The organism is Bradyrhizobium sp. USDA 3364 (assembly GCF_054056355.1).
The window spans coordinates 7,901,354-7,923,036 of record NZ_JBSRYG010000002.1; the positions used below are offsets into that span (position 1 = coordinate 7,901,354).

Sequence of the window (21,683 nt, forward strand, 5' to 3'; positions counted from 1 at the left end):
GAGGCTGGTCGGCTAGGCTTTCGCAGACCGTTTCGCCTTCTTTCTCGTCACCGGCGGCTTCGGCACCTTGCCGGCATCCGCCGGAAATTGCTTCAGGCGATCGACAAACCATCGGCCGGCGGGTCCCGGCGGTGATTTGGTTTGCCACACCGCCGACATCGGCAGCACCAAGCCATCCGGAGGCACGTCCTCGATCGACAATGCGGAAAGGCGCCCCGCTTCCAGATCCTTGCGCACGGCATGCAGCGGCATGCCGCCCCACCCGAGACCCTTGAGCAAGAAATGATGCTTGGCAAACAGGTCGGCAAGCCGCCAGGTCGAAGACGACATGACGCCGAATTCGCGTCCCGAAGACAGTTCCGACCTGTCGGTGAGAACGATCTGAGTATGTTTGGCAAGCGCCTCTTTGGGAATCTTGCCGCGGTAGGAAGCCAGCGCATGGTCGCGGGCGGCGACCATCAGAAACACGATGCCGGGTAACCGCTCATAGGCCAGCGTATCCGGAATCACCGGCAGCGATCCGATCACGCCGATGCTGCAACGGCCGTCGAGCACGGGCTGAATGGCTCCGCCGAGCGCCTCGACATAGATGCGAAGCGCGACGCCCGGGTAGTTCTGCCGAAACTCCTTGGCCACCTGGGTAATCGCGTCGATCGGATAGAAGACATCGATCACCACGGACAATTCCGGCTCCAGACCATCAGACATGCCCTTCGCCCGGGCCTTCAGCTGGTCGACGCCTGCGATAATGCTGCGCGCATCGCCCAGAACGGCCGATCCCGCCGCGGTGAGTTTGGGGTAGCGGCCGGCGCGGTCGAATAACTGCACGCCGATCTGTTCCTCGAGCTTGCTGATGGCCGCGCTCACGACAGACTGTGCGCGCAGCAGCCTGCGAGAGGCGGCAGAAAAGCTTCCTTCATCGACCGCGGCGATGAAGGTGCGCAATTGGTCGAGAGAGACGGTGTCGAGCATGGAACCTACCTATCGACCAGACCGATACTAAACCCTAGATTCTACTGCCCGATTGGCGGTCATATCAACCGGTGAACTCCGACCGTGAGCCCTTTCCTGCGACCGTGGGCTCCGGTCAGAGCGCCCATTGATCCTCTTGGTCGCTCCGATCGCTGTTGTTCAGGCGCCGGACGATCTCCTCGCTCATCGCGGGATCGCTGGCCACCGCGATCGTGAGACCTTGCGGTGTGACGATGTCGCGGCCTTTGGCCTCGACCGGGAAATGGTCCGGTCGGAGCGGCAAGCGCTGATCGGAGCTCCACGGCCGGCCCCTAGCCATACGTCGCAAAAGCTGAACTCGATCTGATCCAAACATTGGTTTGCTCCATTCGTTTACGTCTTCAACCGAGCCAATCGCTTCAGCCTCTTGCGCCCGCCAGGACACCCTGGTTGTGCAGCCGCCGGCCGATATCGGCGATGTTGCTCTCGCCGATGCGCAGCGCATCCGCGTTGGTGTGCACGGAGTAGTGGCCGGTCACGAGGTCGTAGGGGTGCTTGACCGCGGAGCCGAGGATGAAGCCGGCATCGGACAGCGCTTCGAACGCGATCGCCTGGTCGCCCGCCTCGAACACAACGAGTTCGCCCGCCGATACCTGCTCAGGCGTCGTCACGATGCCCTGATGCGACGCGATCCAGGCGACCTCGTGCCCCCTGGCCGGATGAAAGGTCCAGCGTTCGCCGGCCTTGAGGTGCACATCGAGGTAGGTGATGCCTTGAGGCGATGCGACGATGCTTTTCACACCGTCGTATTCGCCGGCGATAACCCGCGCCGGACCGACAAAATGGAAGTCGGAAGCGCCGAGGTATTGGCTTTCGGGTTCGGCAAGTTCGAGTTCGGGCGACATCGCGATCCAGAGCTGAAGGCCCTTGATCCGCTCGGTGCCAAACATTCCGCCGGTATGCCAGACGCCGCTGCTGGCGCGCATCCATTCGACACCGCCGGTCTCGATGACACCTTCCCGGCCCGTGGTCTCCTTGTAGAAGGCTTGCCCGGTCAGAATGACGGTCAGCGTCGCAATTCCCGAATGGGGATGAAAGCCGAATTTGGGAGCGGTCGCCGGATCGGCCTCGAAGTAGTCGAGAAACACGAACGGCTTGATCAGTTCCCCGACGTCACCCGGACTGACCAGCCGGGTGACGCGCCCATGCGAGTGTCCACGCGTGCGCAGAACAATCTGCCGGGAAATCTCTTCATCGCGGTTCGAATGCGTGAACACTGCATCGGTCTTCATTGTCGTTCTCCTAAGCTTTGACCATCGCTCGGTCTCAAAGCTCAGCCGTTGACCCGGCGAAGCAAGGCAACGAGTTCATCGCGGCGCAGGTAGACAACCAGCGCGTTGAGAACGCCGAGCACGACCGCCGGGATCGGACTGGTATGCAGGATGAACAGATGGGTCGCGACAGCGCCGACCATGGTGCCGCCGAGCCACAGCGCGCCGAGCGAAGCCAGGCCGGGAACTAGCAGCGCGACGGCGCCGACCACTTCGACGACGCCGGTCACGATGCGAAACCCTTGGCCGAGTCCGACCTGCTCGAACAGGTCGACCATGAAGGGAACGCCGGCCAGTTTGGCGGCGCCGGCGGCCAGGAAAGCTGCGGCGATGATGCCCTGCAATGTCCAGGCGCCGATACGACGGGAAGGACGGGATGATTGGATAGAAACTGCACTCATGTTGATCTCCATTGGGTGTGAGGTTGAAAGTGAGGACACGCTAAGACCCCGACTCTCATCGCAACAGCCGATTTATTCAGATAAGATCCATCTGTTCTACAGATATACGACCGCTGCTGCGCGACCCGAAGTGAAGGATGTTTTCCGCACGGCCCGTGATCGAGAGGTAGGCCAGAGGCGCGATGTCGCAAGGCGCTCACGCCTGTTCGGACGTGGTCCGCCTTGGGTGGCCATGATGGTTGTCAATTCGGGTTGCGGCGGCAGAGCAACGTCGCCACCGCGACATTCAGGTCGGGAGCTTGTCAAAGAAGAGATAGAGGGCGGCAATTTTGCCGTCCCGCACGATGAGGAAATCGGTTCCGGCGTAAGCGGGCGGCTTGCCAGGGCTACCCGATACCCACCGGACCCGACAGCCATCGCCGATCTCCTCAGGCGGAGAGAGCGGCTGATAGTGGAAGTCAGGATGAGTAGCCTTGATCACGCCAGCGATGCGGTCGATCTCGTCACGGCCACGGTAAGCGCCGTTCGGTTCGTAGAACACAGCGTCGTCGTGGAAGATCTCATCGATCGCTGCGCGGCGGCGCACTGGGTCGATCTCACCGAACACCTCTTGGAGATTGCGAAGCGATAAGGTCGATGCGGTCTGGGGCATGGTCTTTCTTCGGTTCGTTCAGGCCGAGGGAGATTTCAGCGCGGCGGCAAGCACGTCGCGGAGCGGCTTGGGCGGCCGGCCACCAAGCCGCTCGACGTCGCCGGTCACGATGTCGAACGTACCTGCAGCAAAGCTCTCCTGGATCCCGGTGACGATGTTGACGGCGCCCGTCGGCAGACCCGCCTGCGTCAGCCCGGCGCGCAGTTTCGCTTCCGTGATGACGCGGAACGCGAGCGGCCGGCCGGTGATTTCGGCAACGAGGCCCGCGCGCTCCGCACCCGACAGGCGCTCGGGTCCGGTGGCGTTGTAGATCGCGCCGGCATGGCCGTCGCCGATCAGGATTCCGGCTGCGGCGGCCGCCACGTCATCGCGCGCAACGAAAGCAGCCCGGTTCTCGGCCAGCCCCGTCAGCACGCCCTGACCCAGCGCCGCCTGCGCCAGCTGCACGAAAGCCTCGGCATAGAAGTTCATCCGCAGGATGGTCCACGCCGGCGCCGTGGCGATCAGATGCTGTTCGCCGCGCCAGTAGGAGGCGCCACGCGCCGGCTCCTCCTCCTGCCGCGTGCCCACCGCCGACACGAAGACGATATGTCTGACACCCGCCTTCACCGCCGCATCGATGGCCGCGACGTTCTGCCTCCCGCGCTTTCCGGGCTCCGGAGCTAGGGTGGTGATGATGAGCAGACGATCGAGACCCGCATAGGCCTCCGCGAGCCTTTCGTGCTGGTCGTAGTCTCCGAATCGGGCGTGAGCCGATCCGGAGACGGTTTCAGGTGTGCGCGTGATGGATACGACCTCGTGCCCACCGGCACGCGGTAGCAATTCCGAAACGACGGCTCTGCCCAAATGGCCGCTGGCGCCACTCACACCTATTTTCACGTCAACCTCCAATAGCGTTTGCGGGAGAGCACGCGCCCTACGCTGCCGTGGCCGCCTCGAGCGCAGGATAATCGGTGTAGCCCTGCGAGGTGCCGCCAAAGAAACTGGTGCGATCCGCTTCGTTGAGCGGCGCACCGGTCTTCACCCGTGTGACAAAATCCGGATTGGCGAGGACCAGCTGGCCGTAGGCTTCGAGATCGGCCAATCCCGACGCCACGTCGGCGCCGATCCCGTCGCGCGCACGGCCGGGCCGATTCACGATCAGCGGCTGCTTCCACAGCGCGCGGATGTCGCCCACCAGTTTCTCGTCGCCTGCATGCAAGACGTGCAGGTAGGCAAGACCGAGCTTGTCAAGTTCGGCGACCAGATAGCGGTAGAGCGCCGGGCCTTCCGCGCCTTCGTCGATGCCCCCCGTGGGGGTGCCGGGCGACAGGCGGATGGCGGTCCTGTCCGCGCCGATTTCCCCGGCCACCGCGGTGGCGACTTCGATGGCGAAGCGGGCGCGGTTCGCGATCGAGCCGCCAAATTCATCGGTGCGCGTGTTGGCGTTCGGGGCGAAGAACTGCTGGACCAGATAGCCGTTGGCGCCGTGAATCTCGACACCGTCGGCGCCGGCCTCAATGGCGCTGCGCGCCGCATGGCGGAAGTCGCCGACGGTCCGGCGCACTTCCTCGGTCGTTAGCGCGCGCGGCGCGGGCATGTCCTGCATCCCCGTCGCGGTGAACATCTGCCCGCTCGGGGCAATCGCGGAGGGCGCCACGGCCTGGCGATGATGCGGCGTATTGTCGGGATGCGACATCCGCCCGGCGTGCATGAGCTGGATGAAGATACGGCCGCCCTTGTCGTGCACGGCGGCGGACACCTTGTTCCAACCTGCGACATGCGCCGGGCTGTAGATGCCTGGCGTCGCCAGGTAACCCTGGCCATCATCGGAAGGCTGGGTACCTTCGGTGACGATCAGGCCGACGCCGGCGCGTTGCGAATAATATTCGGCAGCCAGTTCTCCCGGCGTGCCGTCTAGCTTCGCGCGGCTGCGGGTCATCGGGGCCATGACCAGACGGTTTGGCAGCGTATAGCGTCCGACACGGACGGGCGTAAATGATTGCTTCATGGTTTTTCCTCGACAGCGCGCTTGATGACACACGAGGAACAACTAGGGATCGCACCGCAATCCGATAACCCGGCTTATTCAGATGGGACCCATCGGTATGTCAGATACGACGTCCGCAGATTCACCCTGCCATCCCAGCGTTAGACGAAGGCGCTCAGGCCCGTGATCGACTTGCCGACGATCAGCGTGTTCATCTCTCTTGTGCCCTCATAGGAATAGATTGCTTCGGCATCGGCTACGAAGCGTCCGATGTGGTTCTCGAGCAGGATGCCGTTTCCGCCCAGCAATTCGCGCGCGTAGCCGACAGTTTCACGACATTTGACCGTGCAGAACGCCTTGGCGAGCGAAGCATGCTCGTCGCGCATCACGCCTTCGTCCTGGAGCTGTGCAAGACGCAGCATCATCGCCTGGGTCGCGGTGACGTTGCCAAGCATGCGCACCAGCAGATCCTGCACCAGCTGGAATCCGCCGATCGGCCTGCCGAACTGCTTCCGCTCCGTCGCATAGCGCAGCGCATGCTCGTAGGCTCCCATCTGGCAACCCACCGCAAACCACGCCACGCCGGTGCGCGTCATTCGCAGAACCTTGGCAGTGTCCTTGAATGAGTTGGCGTTCTGCAGGCGGTCGGCCTCGGGAACGCGGCAGTCGTTCAGGGTTATCAAGCCGTTCTGCACGACCCGTAATGCCATCTTGGTCTTGATCTTCTCGACCGAGAAGCCTGGGTTTTCCTTACCTACTACAAAGCCCTTGACCTGGTTCGAGCCTTCCTCGCGTGCCCAGATCACATTGATGTCGGCGAAGGTGGCATTGCCGATCCACTTCTTCTGGCCGTTGAGAACCCAGACGTCGCCCTCGCGGCGGCAGCTCGTCGTCATTCCACCCGACGTCGCCGACCCCACCAGCGGCTCGGTCAGGCCGAACGAGCCGATCTTGTCGAAGCGCATCATCGGCGGCAGCCAACGCTGCTTCTGCTGCTCGTCGCCACACAAATAGATCGACCCGGCCGACAGGCCGGTGTGCACGCCCCAGAACGTCGCGACCGACGCGTCGACCCGCGCCAGCTCCATCGAGACCAAGCCGTTCAGCAACCAGTTGCCGCCGGCGGCGCCGTATCCCTGATAGCCCACCCCGCCGATACCGACTTCCGCCATCTTCGGGATGATCTCGAAGGGAAATGCATCGCGGCCCCAGTAATCCTCGATGACTGGCGCGATGACGCCTTCCGTGAACGCGCGAACCCGCTTGAGCAGTTCCCGCTCGCCATCGTTCAGCACAGCGGCGATCCGGTAGAAATCGCCTTCGATCGGAGGCGGCATGTAGTCCGTTTTTCCGGTCGATTTTGCCTGCTCGGTCGTCATCGGTCCCTCCCCTCTCGCTGCGCCTGGACATCGGAGCGCACTCCGAACGTCGAAACGAGACCTTTGAACCAATCGGCCATTCGTGAGAGCGGCGATACCGGCTCAACCTGCTCGCTCGCATCGGCCAGAAATGCCTCGATCAGGGCGGCGGTTTCCGCCGGCCGCGTCACGATGAACAGGTGCCCGTCGTCGATCATCCGCAGTTCGGCGTTCGGGATCAGGCCCGCCAGAATGTGACCATTGACCGGAGGGACCAGCGGATCGTCGCGGCCCATCAGAACGAGCGTCGGCTGCGGCAGCGACCACAACCACGGCAGGCTGGTCCAGCCGCTCATCGCAAGGAGCTGATACAAATAGCCGAGGTTGCGCGCGCCACGCATCGCGGCCGCATGGCGACCGATCAAGGACGTGTCGTGGCGAAAGGCTCCTCCGTAGATGTCCGCAGAGATCCTGTTCATGTAGTCCTTGTCGGTGTAGCGGCGCGGCGTCGCCATTTTCCACAACACCGAGGGGCTTGCCGGCACCATCGTGAAACCGGGCGCGGTCGCGGCCAACACCAGCCGCCGACACAGCTTTGGATATTGATGCGCGAACTGCTGCGCTATTCCACCGCCCCAGGACACGCCGGCGACGTCGATCTGCGTGTAGCCGAGCTCCGCCGCGAGCGCCGCGGCAAGCCGGGCCAATGTCGATGGGCGATACGGCAACAGCGGCCTCGGTGAACCGCCGACGCCAGGCACGTCAAAGATGATGGCGGTCGTGCTCGTGAGCGCTTCCAGGAAGGGCTTCGCCAACTCCCAATTGGCGCCGATGCCGTTAAACAGCAACAGCGGCGGCTGCCGATCGCTGCCGTGCCTGATGGCAATTTGGAGCAACTGACCGTCGACCGCGATTTGCCGCGTCTCGATCTCCAGCGCCGCGCCCCGGTTCCCTCCTGTCGGGTTATTAGTCAAAGACGTAGGTCCCCGGAGCCGCGGCAAGGACGGGATGGCGCTCGCTACCCAGCGACGCTGGTGCCGCAACCTCCTCGCCCGATCGCGCCTGCAGCCAATCGCGCCAGTCGAGCCACCAGCTTCCCTTGTGCTTCTCTGCCGATGCCACGAAGGCGTCCGGGCCGGCTGGATTGACGGATCCGATCATGAAGGAGGCCTTCGGATTGGCCGGCGGGTTGATCAAGCTCTGGAGGTGGCCGCTGTTCGACAGCACGAAGGTCGTCCCCTCGCCCATGATCTGGGCGGTCTTGTGTACGCCCTTCCAGGGCGTGATGTGGTCGGTCATGCCGGCGACCACGTAACTGTCGACCCTGGTTTTGCTCATGTCGATCGCCTTGCCGTTCAGCGTGAGCTTGCCGGTGTTGACGAACGGGTTGGTGAAATAGAGATCCAGGTAATCGCCATGCAGACCGGCTGGAAGCCGGGTCGTATCGGCATTCCAGTACAGTATGTCGAAGGCCGGCGGCTGGTTGCCGAGCAGGTAGTTGTTGACCCAGTAATTCCAGATCAGGTCGTTTGGTCTCATCCACGCGAACATCCGTGCCAGCTCGTGACCGTCGACCATGCCGCGCAGCCGGGAGGTTTCCTTGGCCGCGTGCATCGTCTCCGGCGTCATCAGGCAGCCGAATGCGCTCTCGTCGGCGGTGTTCGGATCGAGCAGGCAGACCGCGAGCACCATATTCTTGATCTTCTCGCCAGCGCTGCCGAGCGTTGCGAAATAGGCCGTCGACGTGATCCCGCCGGAGCAGGATCCCATCATCGAGATATCGTCGCTGCCGCTCACTTCGCGCGCAGCGTCGACGGCTTCGTCGAGCGCGGCGACGTAGCTGTCGAGTCCCCATTCGCGATTGGCCGCTGTCGGATTGCGCCAGCTCACGCAGAAGACCTGAATGCCGCTCTCGAGCAGGAAGCGGACCATGCTTTTGTCGGGCGACAGATCGAGCGCGTAGTATTTGTTGATCTGCGGCGGAGTGATGACCAGCGGCCGCTTCCATACCTTCGGCGTCACCGGCGTGTATTGGATCAGCTCCAACAGCTCGTTGCGAAAAATCACGGCGCCTGGAGTCGTCGCAAGGTTCTCGCCGACCTTGAACGCGCTTTGATCCACCATCGATGGCATGCCGCCGTTTTTGGTGAGGTCATCGAAATAGTTCTTCAGCCCCAGCCAGACGCTGCGGCCGCCGCTGTCCACGAATTTGCGCATCGCCGCCGGATTGGTCAGCATGGCATTGGTCGGCGCGACCGCATCTATCAGGATTTCCGTAACCAGATGCGCTCGCGCCTTGTCGATGTCGCTCAGGCTGGTCTTGTCGACGAAGCCGCTGACGGCATCGCCCCAGGCCAAATAGGCCTTGAGCATCCCGCCGTGCAGCGCACTCTCCTTCCAGGTAGCATCGGAAAATCGTCTGTCGCCGGCTTGCGGCGCTCGTTCGGACTTGCCGGCGACGATGGCACCGAGTTCGCCGAGAAAAGAGAGCCATTGCTCGGCGGCGACCTTCGGCTCGTTGACGATGGCCTTGAACAGGACGCCGGCGCTCTCGGCGAGGTCCTCCCCCCGAATACCGACAAGGGGGTTGAGTGCCAGCGTATTTCGGGATGCTTCTTCGAAGATCCCCTCCATTGGCGGGATTTGTTCGGGCTTGTCCGTGCTCATTGCCGTCGTGCTCCCGTTGCAGGGATCAGAAGCGCCAGTGTCTCGGCGATCAGGGCAGGCTTTTCCGACCCCTCCACTTCCAGTGTGTTCAGGGTCTTCATAATGTGTCCGCCGTCTCTTGGCTCAATCCCGGCGAGCACGACGCGTAGCCTTACACGCGCACCAGCCGACACCGGCGCCAGGAAGCGAACCTTGTCGATCCCGTAGTTCAGCCCCGCCGCGGCGTCACTCGGGATGACACCGATCTCCATCGCCAGCGGGGCCACCATCGCGAGCGTCAGATAACCGTGTGCGATCGGGCCGCGGAAGGGACTTTCCCGTTTTGACCGTTCGACGTCGACGTGGATCCATTGCTGATCGCCGGTACAGGACGCAAAGCTGTCGATGCGCGCCTGGTCGATCGTAACCCAATCAGAAACGCCGAGTTCCTGGCCTACTCTTTCGCCCAACCCGGCAAGGGTGAGGTTGCTCAATGTCTCCTCCTCGATCGTTCGCGGCTGCATTCGGATCGTCACATGTTACCGTATCGCTCGCGCAGCTCCTTCTTGTTGATCTTGCCGACGCTTGTCTTGGGAATACTGTCGATGAAGATGATCTGCGCCGGGATGCCGTATTTCGAAATGACGCCCTGGTCGGCGAACACCTTGAGATGGTCCTTGATGTCGGCGTCGCTGACGCCATTCGCATCGGACGCCCGCTTGACCACGAGGGCGAGCGGCCGCTCACCCCATTTGTCATCCTTGAGGCCGATGACGGCCGCCTCTGCAACGCCCGCGCATTGCGAGATCAGGTCCTCGATCTGCAGCGACGAGACCCATTCGCCGCCGGTCTTGATCACGTCCTTGATGCGGTCGGTGATGTGGACAGAGCCATTGGCGTCGACCACGGCGATATCGCTGGTGTGCAGGTAACCTCCAGCCCAGAGTTGCTCCGAGCCTTCGGGATTGTTGAAGTAACCCTGGGTAAGCCATGGCGACCTCATCACGATCTCGCCGGCGGATTTGCCATCATGCGGCACGTTGTTCATGTCGGTGTCGACGATGCGCAGGTCCACCAGCGGCCCGGCGATGCCGGCCCTGGCACGGAACTCGACCTCTCCGTCCGGATCGCCGGTAAGGTCCTTCGACCTGACATGGGACACAGCGGCAAGCGGTCCCGTCTCCGACATCCCATAGCCGGCGAAGATATCGATGCCCGCAGCGAGCGCCCGCTTTGCCAATGCCTTCGGCAGCGCCGAACCGCCAATCACCATCTTGAGACCGTTCAAGTCGACATTTTCCGCGGCCGCCGCGTCGAGCAGCATCTGCAGGATGGTCGGCACGCCATGAGTGAAGGTGACGCCTTCACGTTTGATCAGCTTGACCAGCAACGCCGGCTCGTAGCGCCCTGGATAGACCTGCTTGACCCCGGCGAGCGTCGCCGACCAAGGGAACCCCCAGGCATGAACGTGAAACATCGGTGTGATCGGCATGTAAACGTCGTCACGCGAGAACCGGCCCTGTGTGCCTGCCATACCGAATAGGGCCAAGCCGCAGATCGAGTGCAAAACGAGCTGCCGATGGCTGTAATAGACCCCCTTGGGCAGCCCGGTCGTGCCGGTCGTGTAGAAGGTGGTCGCCTGGGTGTTCTCGTCGAAATCGGGGAAGTCGTAGTCAGGCGCGGCGGCTGCCAGCAGGCTCTCATATTCGCCGACAAAGGACAGGTTCTCCGTCTTTGGCGCAGGTCGGTCCGACATCACGATCAGCCTCTTGACCTTCGGCAACTGGGCCTTCAACCCCGCCACCAATCCGACGAACTCATCGTAGACGAGAAGCGTCGAAGCTCCGGCATGATCGATCGTGTAGGCGATCTGCTCGGGTGACAAACGGACATTCACCGTTTGCAACACGGCTCCCATCATCGGGATCGCGAAGAACGCTTCGAGAAAGCGGTGACTGTCCCAGTCAAGGACGCCCACGGTTTCACCGGGCACGACACCGGCTTTGCTCAGGGCCGATGCGAGACGGCCAATCCGCTCCTTGATCTGGAGGTAGGTGAAGCGCTTCAGATCGCGATAGACAATCTCCTGATCTGGAGCCTGCACGCGCGGCGTGTGCCACAATTGCTTGAAGATCAACGGATATTGATAAGCTGATTTGGTGGTCTGAATCAGCCTTCCTACCATGGCAGCCTCCCTCGAGTTGTCTTCCTCCGGCCGTCTCGGCGTCCGCCATTCTGAGTGGGCGGATCGCTAGGTCTGCCTTGCACCGCACGACGCCAGCCTCGAGCCTCGCGTGGCTCGGTGCTTGTGAAGGTCTGAAACGGACGACAAGCGGGTCCTAGCCGGACAAGTTGCCCGTCGTCAGGGATGAGGTCTTGAATAAAACTGCTGCAATTTGCCGTCCAGGAGATGCAGGAGCCTCGACTGCCCAAGCCTGCGGGCGATCGGAAAAACTGTTACCCTGTCCGGACGACGGGTGGCAGAAGCTTCGAACCAGGCGAGAGACGCTGCTATCCGTCACCGTTTTGGCGATGCGAGGGCCGGCCTCGAAATGACGACAGAAGCACGATCTGGATCGATGCTTGAAATCGTGACCGCTTCATTGCAAGCCGTGTTCCGAACTCCGCGCCCCGTGGCGCTCAACCTGCGGCCGCGGCGGCCGGCTTGGCCTTCGCCGGCGTTTTGTCTGCGCTTTTCGACCAGGAGCGGTAGTACGCCAGCGCGGTCATCATCAGGATCCCGACAATGCCGACCACGATCTGCATCCAGATCGCGCCAGAGACCTCGACCAGCGCGACATGTGCGGCAAAGGACAGAAATATCCCGGCGCAAAACACTTCGAGCGACTGCTGACCGCATTTGATTGCCGGCTGAAAGATCGCCCATTCCAGCCCCGGCCAATCGCGTGGCAGCACACGAACGACGAAGAACGCGAACACGACGAAGTGCAGCAGGCGATAAGGTACGAGGTTGGTCTTGTCGTTCGGATTGAAGGCGTCGTAGATCTCCGGCAGGATCAGTGCCCGTAGTTCGTCAAACCGGGCCGCCATTGTCATCAGCAGAGCGAACAGAAGATAGGCAGTGCCGAGCACCATCGCGGTACGCGACCGGATGAACGGCATTGCCTGCCCCGATCCGCCAATGGCAAACCAGGCCCCGAACGTGAACAGAAACTGCCATCCGAATGGATTGAAGTACCAGAGACCGGTTGGATAGGCCGAAACGTTCCAGCCGAAATGCCTAGCCGCCGCATAGAGCACACCCGAAGCAGCGAGGGTCATATTGGGCCTGCGCAGCATCAGCCACAGTATCGGCGGGAAAACGCCCATCAGCACGATTTAAAGCGGCAGCACATCCATGTTCATCGGCTTGAAGCGCAGTATCAGCCCCTCGAACTGGAACTGCGCGGGATTTTCGAGGAAGCCCCTTATGTTGAAGTCGTCGGTGAAACCGGAGTTACCGGACCTCTGCGCGACATATCCTATTTCGGCGAGATAGAGCACGAACAGAAAGACGTGCGCGACATAGATCTGCCAGACCCGCTTCAGAAGCCTCGTCGCGCCGATGATGAACCCGCGTTCGAGCATCATCCGCGCAAAGACGAAGGCGACAGTGTAGCCGGAAATGAAGATGAACAGATCCGCAGCATCGCTGAAGCCGTAGTTCCGCGTCGTCACCCAGTTCACGATGTTGCTGGGGATATGGTCGAGGAAGATTCCCCAATTTGCCACACCTCGGAAAAGGTCGAGCCGGAGAATCCCGGCCCCTCGTCGGGAGCGTCGCGAGAATCTTCATCGTCAATGCACCGGAGCTTTGCCCATCTCTTCCACCGACGATTTGCCTGCGCGGCGCCTCCGTTTATGCGTTCAGAGCCCGCCTTCACTCCGAGCATATCGGCCCATGACTGCCCGTATTGTACAATCGTGCGCATGTTGGATGTGAGGTCGACAGAAAGACATGAGACGCGGCCGGCGGGGCAATCCGTTTCAATTTTCTTCCGGAAAATACCAGCCTGTCCATGAGTCACGACGCGCTACCCGACTGCGCGAGCCAGGTCTCGATGGTGCCCGCCTGTCCATCGGCTCAAACCAGCAGCATGCCTCGGCCGGTCCCTGGAGGTCATTGCGACTGCGAACTCTTGCCACACGAACCGATGGAATTGCCCTGGACCTTCTGTGCCTGGCTCGCGCGGGCGGATGCTCGGCAACGAGCCGAACATCCGGCTTCGCTGCCGCGTCGGCCTGAGGGACGACGACCGGTTGATCGGTCCTGTCATCGAGCAGACGCTCGACCGGGTCCCTGGCCGACGCCGCTTCGATGGATGGCGGAAAGAATGTCGGCTGGCTGGTATCCAGGACGATCTTCTCCGGCCATTTTCGCGCGGATGCAATCCGGATGGCGGCCGCGCCGGTGCTGTCGGGCCGATCGGAAAACCTGCCCGGCAGCGCCGGCAAGGACCAGCCGGCTATCAGCAGAAGAACGGCGAGTGCGCCCCCGACAACGGCAAAATACCTTGCAATAGGCAAAGCCGACGGCTCCGGCAATTTCGGCAATCTCGATCGACCCATGACGGCAATGCCTGGCCGCTCTCACGTCGTGCGGCGAAAGCGATCGGCACGCCACACCGCTGCTGAGGGACGGCGACCTCGACTAGAGGAAAGTCTCCTTCACCATTTCCCAGACGTCGCCTCCGCGACCGTGCAGGACGGCGCGAGCGGAATAGAGCGCCATCCCGATTGCGGGCTCGACCTGCATGAATGGCGGCATGACGAGCTGCATCGGGTTGACGTGTACGTGCAGAAGCGCCGGTCCCGGCTGCGCCAGCCAATCCCTGACCGCGGTCTCCAGTTCGTCTGCGTTCGAAACGGTCTGGCCCCAGAGGCCCAGCGCACGCGCCACGCCGGCGAAGTTCGGATTCTTCAACTTCGTGAAGGTATCGAGCATGCCCTCGGCCTTTTGCTCGATCTCGACAAAGCCAAGCTTGCCGTTGTCATAGACGACAATCTTGATGGGCAACTCCTCTGAGACGACCGTCATCAGGTCTCCGAACAGCATCGAAATTCCACCGTCGCCTGCCATGCATATGACCTGGCGGCCGGGTTCCGTCTTCTGGAGCCCGATGGACGACGGCATGCCGTTGGCCATCGTTCCATGAAGCAGGCTGGCGAACATGCGGCGCTGCCCGTTCGCCTCGACATGGCGATAGGCCCAGGCGGCCGGGGTGCCGTCATCGGCCGTGAACAACGCATCCTTTGCCGCATGCCGGCTGATCACCTGCGTCAGATAGCTTCCGGGAATACTGCCATCGTGACCGGCAGCAACCTTGGCCCCTTCAGCTTCCCGATATTTCGCGTAGCGCATCACATACGCGCTCCGGAACGAGGCGTCGGTGCGCTCGACCAGCTTCGGCAGCAAAGCCTCCAGTGTCGCCCTCACATCGCCGACGACGCCCTTCGTGATCGGATGACGCCGTCCCAAGTGGGTCGGGTCGATATCGACCTGCACGATCTTGGCCTTGTCGGGGTAGAATTGCCGCCAGGCAAAGTCCGCGCCCAGCATCAGCAACGCGTCGCAGTCCAGCACGGCATGGTAGCCGGCCTCGTTGCCGAGCATCCCGGTCATTCCAATGTTGTAGGGATTGTCAAACTCGAGAAAATCCTTGGCCCGCGACGTATGCGCAATCGGCGCCTTCAGCCTGTTGGCGACCGCGAGTATCTCCTGATGCGTCCCCTGACAGCCTGAACCACCGTACAGGACGACGTTTTCGCTCGAGTTGAGTATCTCTGCGATCTCATCAAGATCCGTATCGTTCGGCCTGGTGATGGGCCTCGCTACCTGTACCGCATAGGGGATTTTGTCATTAACGCTCGCGGCGGAGATATCCGCCGGCACGATCAGAACGGCAACACCGCGTTTCGCCAGAGCCGTCTGGCAGGCGATCACCGTCTTCCGGCGCGCCTGTTCCGGGGTATGGATCATGTCGCAGAAAACGCTACAATCCCTGTAGACCTGCTTGAAGTCGACCTCCTGGATGAAATCGAAGCCCAATTCATCGCGAATGATCTGACTTGCGATCAGTATGACGGGCGCACGATTGCGATTGGCCTCGAAGATGCCGTTGATGAAGTGCAGGCTTCCGGGTCCGCAGCTACCGGCGACCGCCGTCAGACGATCCGGAGTTGTGCCTCCGCCTGCGCGGCGAACGCTCCTGCCTCCTCGTGTCTCATCGAGATCCACTCGATCTCGCTTTTTTCGAGCGAGCGAGCAATCAGATTGAGGGTGTCACCGACGACGCCGTAACAATGTTTGACGCCTGCGCTTTGCAACGTTTCGACAATGATATCCGCGACAAGCTTGCCCATGACGTCAAACCCTGGCTGTACCGATTCCGCCACAGCGTGCACCCGACCGACCTGCTGCGGCTTGGATCGGAATGTGACGACTTGAACCCGCCTGCGCCGACGACACACGCCTGCGTGTGGCGCGCCTCTCAGCCAGCGCCCTTGGTTCCGGATTGGAGTTGGTTGAGCATTTGCACCGCGCGGTTGCGAGCAGGAAATGAAACTTCGACCGGCACGCGATCGAGACTCGCGCTGAGATATTCATATGCTTCCGGCACGCGATCCTGTTTCAGCAATAGCCCGGCCAGGTCCGTCGCGGCCTTCAATTCGAACAAAGTGGCGGACTGGCGTTTTGCCCAGTCGATTGCCGACAACAGGCATTCTTCGGCGTCGAGACGATCCTCCGCAGATCGAGACGCCAGGACGAGCCCTTTCATCCTGAGCAGCGCGGGCATGTGCAACAGTTTTTCGGCGCGCTGCTGTTGCTCGATCGCATTCACCGTGAGGGTCAGCGCCTGCTGATGCTCACCGAGGTCCGAAAGCGCGGCGGCCAGATCGCAGGTAAAATCCATATTCAGCATCTCATGATGCTGGATGTAAAGCTCTTCCAGGGCCTTCTTCAACAATTGAATCGCTTCGATGCGCTTGTCCTGAAGAAGCAGCCATTGGCCCTTCAAGCCTGCCGCAATGGCGCGATATGGCATCAGGGAATGCGCGACGGAGAGCTCACTCAGCTCACCGATGTGCTGATTTGATTGATTCAGGTCCGCCATGGCCAGAAACACAGGAAGAACCAAAGCCAGGGATCGGCATAATGTAGCGGGGTTGCCTGACTTCTTGGCTTCCTCTCTGGCGCGCCTTGCATAGTCCAGCGATTGGTCGAGCAAGCCCCTGTACAGGAGAGAACGTGTCATGCCGACGAGCAGGAAGCTCGTATAGTGAAAGAGATATGGCTCCGTTCGCGAGCGTGGTCTGGATGCCAGGTGCCGGAGACCCGCTTCGCAATGTAGCTGTGTGGCGAGGTGATTTCCCGACAGATGTTCGGAGGCCGCCAGCATTGCTTCCGCCAGCGCCATGTCGTCGTGATTTCCCGTTGTCGACGCCAGTTTCTTGCTCCGGGTGGCAATCTCGCTCGCACCTCGGATGTCCATGGTCCAGTGCGAATACATGAAGAGTCCGCTAAGAACCCTCAGCTCGTGAGCGAGATCGCCCTGTTCGATTGCAATATCCAGCGCGTTCGCGAAAGCAGTCCGCACGCGTTGATCGTTGCTCTCCGTATGCATCAAGGCCAGCGGAATTGATGCGGAGATCTCCATGGCGAAGCGGGAGTATTGATGCGGACCTCGCAGGCCCGCCATTGCGCGCTCCGCCCATGCTTGGCATTCGATCAGCAGCGACAGCTCCAGAAACACCTGCGTGGAAGCTGCCGCCAGTCTCGTCGCCGTCTCGGCATCGCCCCGCGCCCCAAAGCTCCATTCGAGCGCCGCACGGACGTTGCTCAATTGGTCGGAATAAGCCGCAACTTTCTCGGCGCCCGGCAGACCTGATAGAACCTCCTTGAGCGCTTCGAGATGTCCGGCGAGGTACTCCGCATGCCGGCCGAAGACCATGTCGACTTCGTCATGCTCCTCCAGTTTTGCCAGCGCGTATGCCCGGGTCGTGTTCGGCAGCCGATACTGCGCCTGGACGACATCGATGCGAGTTGTTATCAATGACTTTTCAACCAGCCCTGCGACGGCGTCGAATATGTTCTCGGCGCCCACACCGGGTTCTCCGGCGACAGACCGCGCGGCATCGAGAGTGAAATGTCCGACGAAAGCAGCGATGCGTCGAAAGACGATCCTCTCTGCGTCGGACAGCAGATCGTAGCTCCAATCCAGGGTCGCCTTGAGCGTTCGATGCCTGGCGACTGCCGTCCGATGGCTCAGTCTCAGCAATTCCAGCCGCGACACCAGGAGCTCAACCGTGTTCTTGAGGCCAAGGGCGGCGACCTGCCCCGCCGGCCAGCTCGATCGCGAGTGGAATCCCATCCAGCTTTCGGCATATGTCCGCGACGAATGGCGCCTCCTGGTCGGAGAGAACGACACGACCTGCTCTCGTTGCGACGCGCCGTACGAACAGCTGCACTGCCGGATATCGCAGCACTGCATTTGCCGTTTGCTCCGAATCGCCTGGCGGAAAATCAAGAGGAAGAACCCGGCAGCAATGCTCACCCTCCACTTTCAACAATTCCCGGCTCGTGGTCAGAACATGAACCTCTTCCGTTTGCTGGTAGAGCTGTTCGGCAAACGCGGCGACCGCCTCGATCACATGCTCGCAGCTGTCGAGTATGATGAGGAGCTTCCGCGACCGGATGAGGTCGACCAGCTCCGAGCCAGGATCTTTCGATTTGAGTGAGAACCCCAAGGAGGTCGCAACGGCCGCGGCAACATGGTGCGGATCGGTGAGGCTTTCCAGGTCCACAAAAAAGATCTCGCCACCGAACGCCTCGGCGACGACGCGGCCGACCGCCAGAGCGATGGTTGTCTTACCGATGCCGCCGGGACCGAGCAGCGTCACGAACCGGTCTGTCAGAAGCCTGTCGCCGATCTCAGTGACGAACGTCTCGCGCCCGATCATCATGATCGGTCGCATCGGAAGCCTGCCTTGGTGCCGGGACCTGACGGTTCTGCTTTCCGTGGCGCCTGCAAGGGAGGCCAATGTGCCGACGAACGAGTAACCCCGTCCCTTGATGTTTGCGATGTAGCGGTTGCCGAATTGGCCGTCGCCAAGCGCCTTGCGGATCGCGGCTACCTGGACCCGAATGCTCCCCTCCTCGACCGTCACGTCCGGCCAGACGTGATCGATCAACTCCTGCTTCGCGATCACCTTGCCCGGCCGCCCCGCAAGGTAGATCAGGATCTCGAGGGCCCTGCTACCGAGCGGCAGCGCCACGCCGTCGCGCCGAAGCGCCCTCTCCTGGCTCGAAAGCTCGAAGGGGCCAAACCGCAGATTTCCACGAGGCTCGTCGTCAGCCATGGCTGTTGGTACGGGCTTGGGGTGCTTTTCCTGGATTTTCAGTGGTCCGCGCGGAACCCAAGCGTGCGTTCTCGATAGACATCAGCTTGCTTTCGGCTCCCCGCGCGGATCTGAGGGGACCAGCGCGCGGCGACCAGCATGCGGACTGCACACAACCGACAATGCCCGGCGCTTCCCTCTCGCCGACAGAGATCGTACACTTTCGCTATTGTTTGCATCCCCCGAATGGGGGGAGGACCGACGTGGTTAGGGGGAGCCCTTGATCCAGCCGCACTCCAGCCATCCGGCTCATGGAACGGGCCCCTTGCCCGGCGGGGGACAGCTGCCATTTCTCACAACCAAGATCTTGCCGGCACGATTCGGCGGGCTGGTCGCGCGCCCCCGGCTGCTCGCGATCTTTCGCGAGCTTCTGACCAAGCGACTTGGCGTCATCAAGGCTCCGGCCGGCTTCGGCAAGAGCTCACTGGCGGCCACCTGGGCCGAGACACTCGAGCAAGACGGCAATGCCGTTGCGTGGCTGACGATTGATCCGGACGACGACGAGGCCACGCGGTTTCTGTTTTACGTTTCGCAGGCCCTGCATCACGCCTGCCCGGACGTCGGCGCCGGCGCGATTGGGCTGATTCTCGAGAACAATCTGATCGACCCGACGGCGATCCTGTCGAGCCTGATCAACGATCTGGCCGAGATCGAGGATGAAGTTTACCTGTTCCTTGAGGACTATCACTGGGTCAGCGCTTCTCGCATTCATCAGACCGTTGCGTATTTTCTGAAGCATGCACCCTCCCACTGTCACGTGGTGCTGACGACCCGTACCGAACCTCCGCTGCCGCTCGCGACCTTGCGCGCCCAGAACCAGCTGATCGAGATCGATGCCGAAGCGCTGCGGTTCGACATGCAGGAGACAAAGGCATTTCTGGACGGTACCAAGCCCGGAGTTCTGGAAGTCCCCGACGTCGAACTCCTGCAGCGCAAGACCGAAGGGTGGCCCGCGGCGCTTCGAATTATCTCCTCCATGCCTTCGCAGTCCGGATCCGGTCTGAGAGAGTATGTCCACAATCTCTCGGGTTCGCAGCGTCCAATCGCCGCCTACCTGACCGAGATGCTGGATGGGCTCCCGGTCGAATTGGTCGACTTCATGTTGCGAACGGCCGTTCTTGACCGGCTCTCCGGCCCCCTGTGCGAGGCGGTAACAGGCTCGAGCGCGAGCCGTGCGATCTTGGCATCGCTTGCCCAGCGCCAGATGCTGCTCACGCCGCTCGACAATGACGGTGTCTGGTTTCGCTATCACACGCTGCTTGCCGAGTATCTGAGACAGCGGCTGGAGACGGATCGCGGCCTCGAGATTCCTGAACTGCACGGGCGTGCGGCGCTATGGTATGCGTCTCATGAATTGTGGACCGAGGCGGTTCAGCACGCGATTGCGGCCGGCGCCTCCGATCGTGCGATCGGCTGGATCAACAATTGCGCGATGGCCTTGATCAAGAGAGGCGATCTCTTCACCCTTCTGGAATGGCAGCGCCAATTTCCCGACGAACTCATGCGAGGGCAGTGCGAGGTCCGGTTGGCGATCGCCTGGGGATTGGCGCTCGCGCTTCGCTTTGAGGAGGCCCTGAAGCTCGCGACCGACATCGAAGTCGATATAGCCGCAACGCCGCTACCCGATGGCAACCTGCTGTGCGAATGCCAGGCGATTCGCTCGGTCGCCATCGCGCTGAAGGATGACAGCGAGAGCCCGCTGCCCCTGGCACAGGATTGCGTGAACCGTTCATCCGATCCCTGGACCGCGAACGTCGCCTCAAACGTCGTTCGCTTCAGTCATATGAAGGCGGGCAACCTCAAGCAATTCCATGCAACACCGTGGATACCCTATTCGCTCGAGGAGGATCGCAGAAACGTATTTGCTTCGGTGTACCGACACTGCCTGAACGGGCTCGCAGAAGAGCGGCAGATACGTCTGGCGGCGGCAGACGAGCACTACCGCGAGGGTTTTCGGATCGCCGAGCAGGATGTCGGGCCGAACTCGGTTGCCGCTGCCTTGCCTGCAAGCCTGATCGCGCGAATGAAGTACGAGCAAGGCCTGCTCGATGAGGCGGAGGCCTGGGTGATCGATCGCGTGCCGCTGATCAACTCGGGGACGATGCTCGACTGTGTGTGGAGCACCTATTTCGTGATCTCCCGGGTCGCCGCGGCGCGGATGAACCTCGAGCGTGCGCGCACTCTGTTGGAGCGCGCCGAAAATCTCGGCGTCGCGCGGGATTGGGGGAGGCTCTCAGCCGGCGTGATCGCCGAGCAGGCGCGGCTCTATCTGAACGATGGCCGGCTGGACGAAGCCGCTGCCTGCGTCGATCGCCTCGAACGCCTGGCACGGAAATACTCCGCACCGAGGCCTAGCGCCTGGTCGGAGATTGGATGGCACCACAGATTGACCCGCGCTCATTTGCTCGGCCAACAGGCTCGTCCGGACCAGGCCATTTCAATCCTGCAACAATTGCAGCACGAAGCCGAAGCCATGGAACACCGCCAGTTCCTGATCTGCATTGCGATTCGTCAGTCGGCAGTTCAGCTCAGTGCTGGCAAGGCCGCGGAGGCCGTGAGCCGATTTCGTCGCGTGCTTGCCGCGTGTGGGGAGGCCGGTCTCTATCAGACTGTACTCGACGAGGGGCCAGCCATCTCAGAGCTTCTCCGGGCGACCCGGGAGGGAGGAAACCTCAAGGCGGACCTGGTCCCCTATGTCGATCGTCTCGCGGCGGGCCTGCAGCGCGCACGACAGGATCGCTCGGCGCCGAGCTCGAGCGCACGGATTCTCAGCGCATTGAGCCGTCGCGAGACCGACATTCTCACGCGGATCGCGGATGGACTGTCAAACAAGGAAATCGCCCGAAGCCTCGATATCGGACCCGAGACCGTGAAGTCGCATCTCAAGAGCGTTTTCAGCAAGCTCGGTGTGGAGAAGCGCGCACAGGCCGTATCACGCGCGCAGACGCTCGGCATTGTCACCACGCGGTAATGCTT

The 21,683-nt window shown here is 61.9% G+C and carries 17 protein-coding genes and 1 pseudogene; 1 reads left to right on the forward strand and 17 read right to left on the reverse strand.

The annotated features are described in order from the left end of the window. Positions 1-12: 12 nt before the first annotated feature. From ACVILL_RS37355 to ACVILL_RS37435, 17 genes and pseudogenes are all read right to left on the reverse strand, one after another. Entirely contained in the window at positions 13-972 is a 960-nt protein-coding gene (locus tag ACVILL_RS37355; protein ID WP_456733595.1) for a LysR family transcriptional regulator, read from the reverse strand. A 115-nt stretch (positions 973-1,087) separates the two neighbouring features. Then, on the reverse strand, positions 1,088-1,255 hold the full coding sequence (locus ACVILL_RS37360) for a hypothetical protein (protein WP_456733596.1): 168 nt from the start codon (positions 1,253-1,255) through the stop codon (positions 1,088-1,090). A gap of 115 nt (positions 1,256-1,370) precedes the next feature. Then, positions 1,371-2,243 (reverse strand): pirin family protein, encoded by an 873-nt coding sequence (locus ACVILL_RS37365; protein WP_456733597.1) that lies wholly within the window; start codon positions 2,241-2,243, stop codon positions 1,371-1,373. A gap of 41 nt (positions 2,244-2,284) precedes the next feature. Continuing rightward, a complete protein-coding gene (locus tag ACVILL_RS37370; RefSeq protein ID WP_456733598.1) occupies positions 2,285-2,683 on the reverse strand; it encodes a DoxX family protein in 399 nt (132 codons plus the stop codon). 286 nt (positions 2,684-2,969) lie between these two features. Then, positions 2,970-3,335 (reverse strand): nuclear transport factor 2 family protein, encoded by a 366-nt coding sequence (locus ACVILL_RS37375; protein WP_456733599.1) that lies wholly within the window; start codon positions 3,333-3,335, stop codon positions 2,970-2,972. A gap of 18 nt (positions 3,336-3,353) precedes the next feature. After that, positions 3,354-4,202 carry an NAD(P)H-binding protein gene (locus ACVILL_RS37380; protein WP_456733600.1) on the reverse strand — a complete coding sequence of 283 codons (849 nt, stop codon included), beginning with the start codon at positions 4,200-4,202 and terminating at the stop codon, positions 3,354-3,356. A gap of 49 nt (positions 4,203-4,251) precedes the next feature. After that, positions 4,252-5,325 carry an alkene reductase gene (locus tag ACVILL_RS37385; RefSeq protein ID WP_456733601.1) on the reverse strand — a complete coding sequence of 358 codons (1,074 nt, stop codon included), beginning with the start codon at positions 5,323-5,325 and terminating at the stop codon, positions 4,252-4,254. Between the two features lie 140 nt (positions 5,326-5,465). Continuing rightward, positions 5,466-6,683 carry an acyl-CoA dehydrogenase family protein gene (locus ACVILL_RS37390; protein WP_456733602.1) on the reverse strand — a complete coding sequence of 406 codons (1,218 nt, stop codon included), beginning with the start codon at positions 6,681-6,683 and terminating at the stop codon, positions 5,466-5,468. Further along, positions 6,680-7,663 carry a poly(3-hydroxyalkanoate) depolymerase gene (gene phaZ, locus ACVILL_RS37395; protein ID WP_456733603.1) on the reverse strand — a complete coding sequence of 328 codons (984 nt, stop codon included), beginning with the start codon at positions 7,661-7,663 and terminating at the stop codon, positions 6,680-6,682. The genes ACVILL_RS37390 and phaZ overlap by 4 nt, the downstream gene beginning before the upstream one ends. Then, positions 7,629-9,329, reverse strand: coding sequence for an alpha/beta fold hydrolase (locus ACVILL_RS37400; RefSeq protein WP_456733604.1), 1,701 nt, complete (start codon positions 9,327-9,329; stop codon positions 7,629-7,631). Before ACVILL_RS37400 ends, phaZ begins: the two co-directional genes overlap by 35 nt. Further along, positions 9,326-9,802 (reverse strand): MaoC family dehydratase, encoded by a 477-nt coding sequence (locus ACVILL_RS37405; protein ID WP_456733605.1) that lies wholly within the window; start codon positions 9,800-9,802, stop codon positions 9,326-9,328. The genes ACVILL_RS37400 and ACVILL_RS37405 overlap by 4 nt, the downstream gene beginning before the upstream one ends. A 38-nt stretch (positions 9,803-9,840) precedes the next feature. Further along, the gene (locus tag ACVILL_RS37410) at positions 9,841-11,493 is read right to left on the reverse strand and encodes a fatty acid--CoA ligase (protein WP_456733606.1); all 1,653 of its coding nucleotides are present in this window, start codon (positions 11,491-11,493) and stop codon (positions 9,841-9,843) included. 455 nt (positions 11,494-11,948) lie between these two features. Continuing rightward, positions 11,949-13,104 (reverse strand): annotated as a pseudogene (locus ACVILL_RS37415) (OpgC domain-containing protein). Positions 13,105-13,959: 855 nt separating this feature from the next. Continuing rightward, a complete protein-coding gene (locus ACVILL_RS37420) occupies positions 13,960-15,546 on the reverse strand; it encodes a thiamine pyrophosphate-dependent enzyme (RefSeq protein WP_456733607.1) in 1,587 nt (528 codons plus the stop codon). Next, positions 15,474-15,671, reverse strand: a complete 198-nt coding sequence (locus ACVILL_RS37425) for a thiamine pyrophosphate-binding protein (protein ID WP_456733608.1) — start codon at positions 15,669-15,671, stop codon at positions 15,474-15,476. The genes ACVILL_RS37420 and ACVILL_RS37425 overlap by 73 nt, the downstream gene beginning before the upstream one ends. A 128-nt stretch (positions 15,672-15,799) precedes the next feature. Further along, a complete protein-coding gene (locus ACVILL_RS37430) occupies positions 15,800-17,680 on the reverse strand; it encodes an ATP-binding protein (protein WP_456733609.1) in 1,881 nt (626 codons plus the stop codon). Beyond that, the gene (locus ACVILL_RS37435) at positions 17,610-18,668 is read right to left on the reverse strand and encodes an ATP-binding protein (protein ID WP_456733610.1); all 1,059 of its coding nucleotides are present in this window, start codon (positions 18,666-18,668) and stop codon (positions 17,610-17,612) included. The genes ACVILL_RS37430 and ACVILL_RS37435 overlap by 71 nt, the downstream gene beginning before the upstream one ends. A gap of 259 nt (positions 18,669-18,927) precedes the next feature. Here ACVILL_RS37435 and ACVILL_RS37440 point away from each other — a divergent pair, with 259 nt between their 5' ends. After that, a complete protein-coding gene (locus ACVILL_RS37440; RefSeq protein WP_456733611.1) occupies positions 18,928-21,678 on the forward strand; it encodes a LuxR C-terminal-related transcriptional regulator in 2,751 nt (916 codons plus the stop codon). Positions 21,679-21,683: the final 5 nt, after the last annotated feature.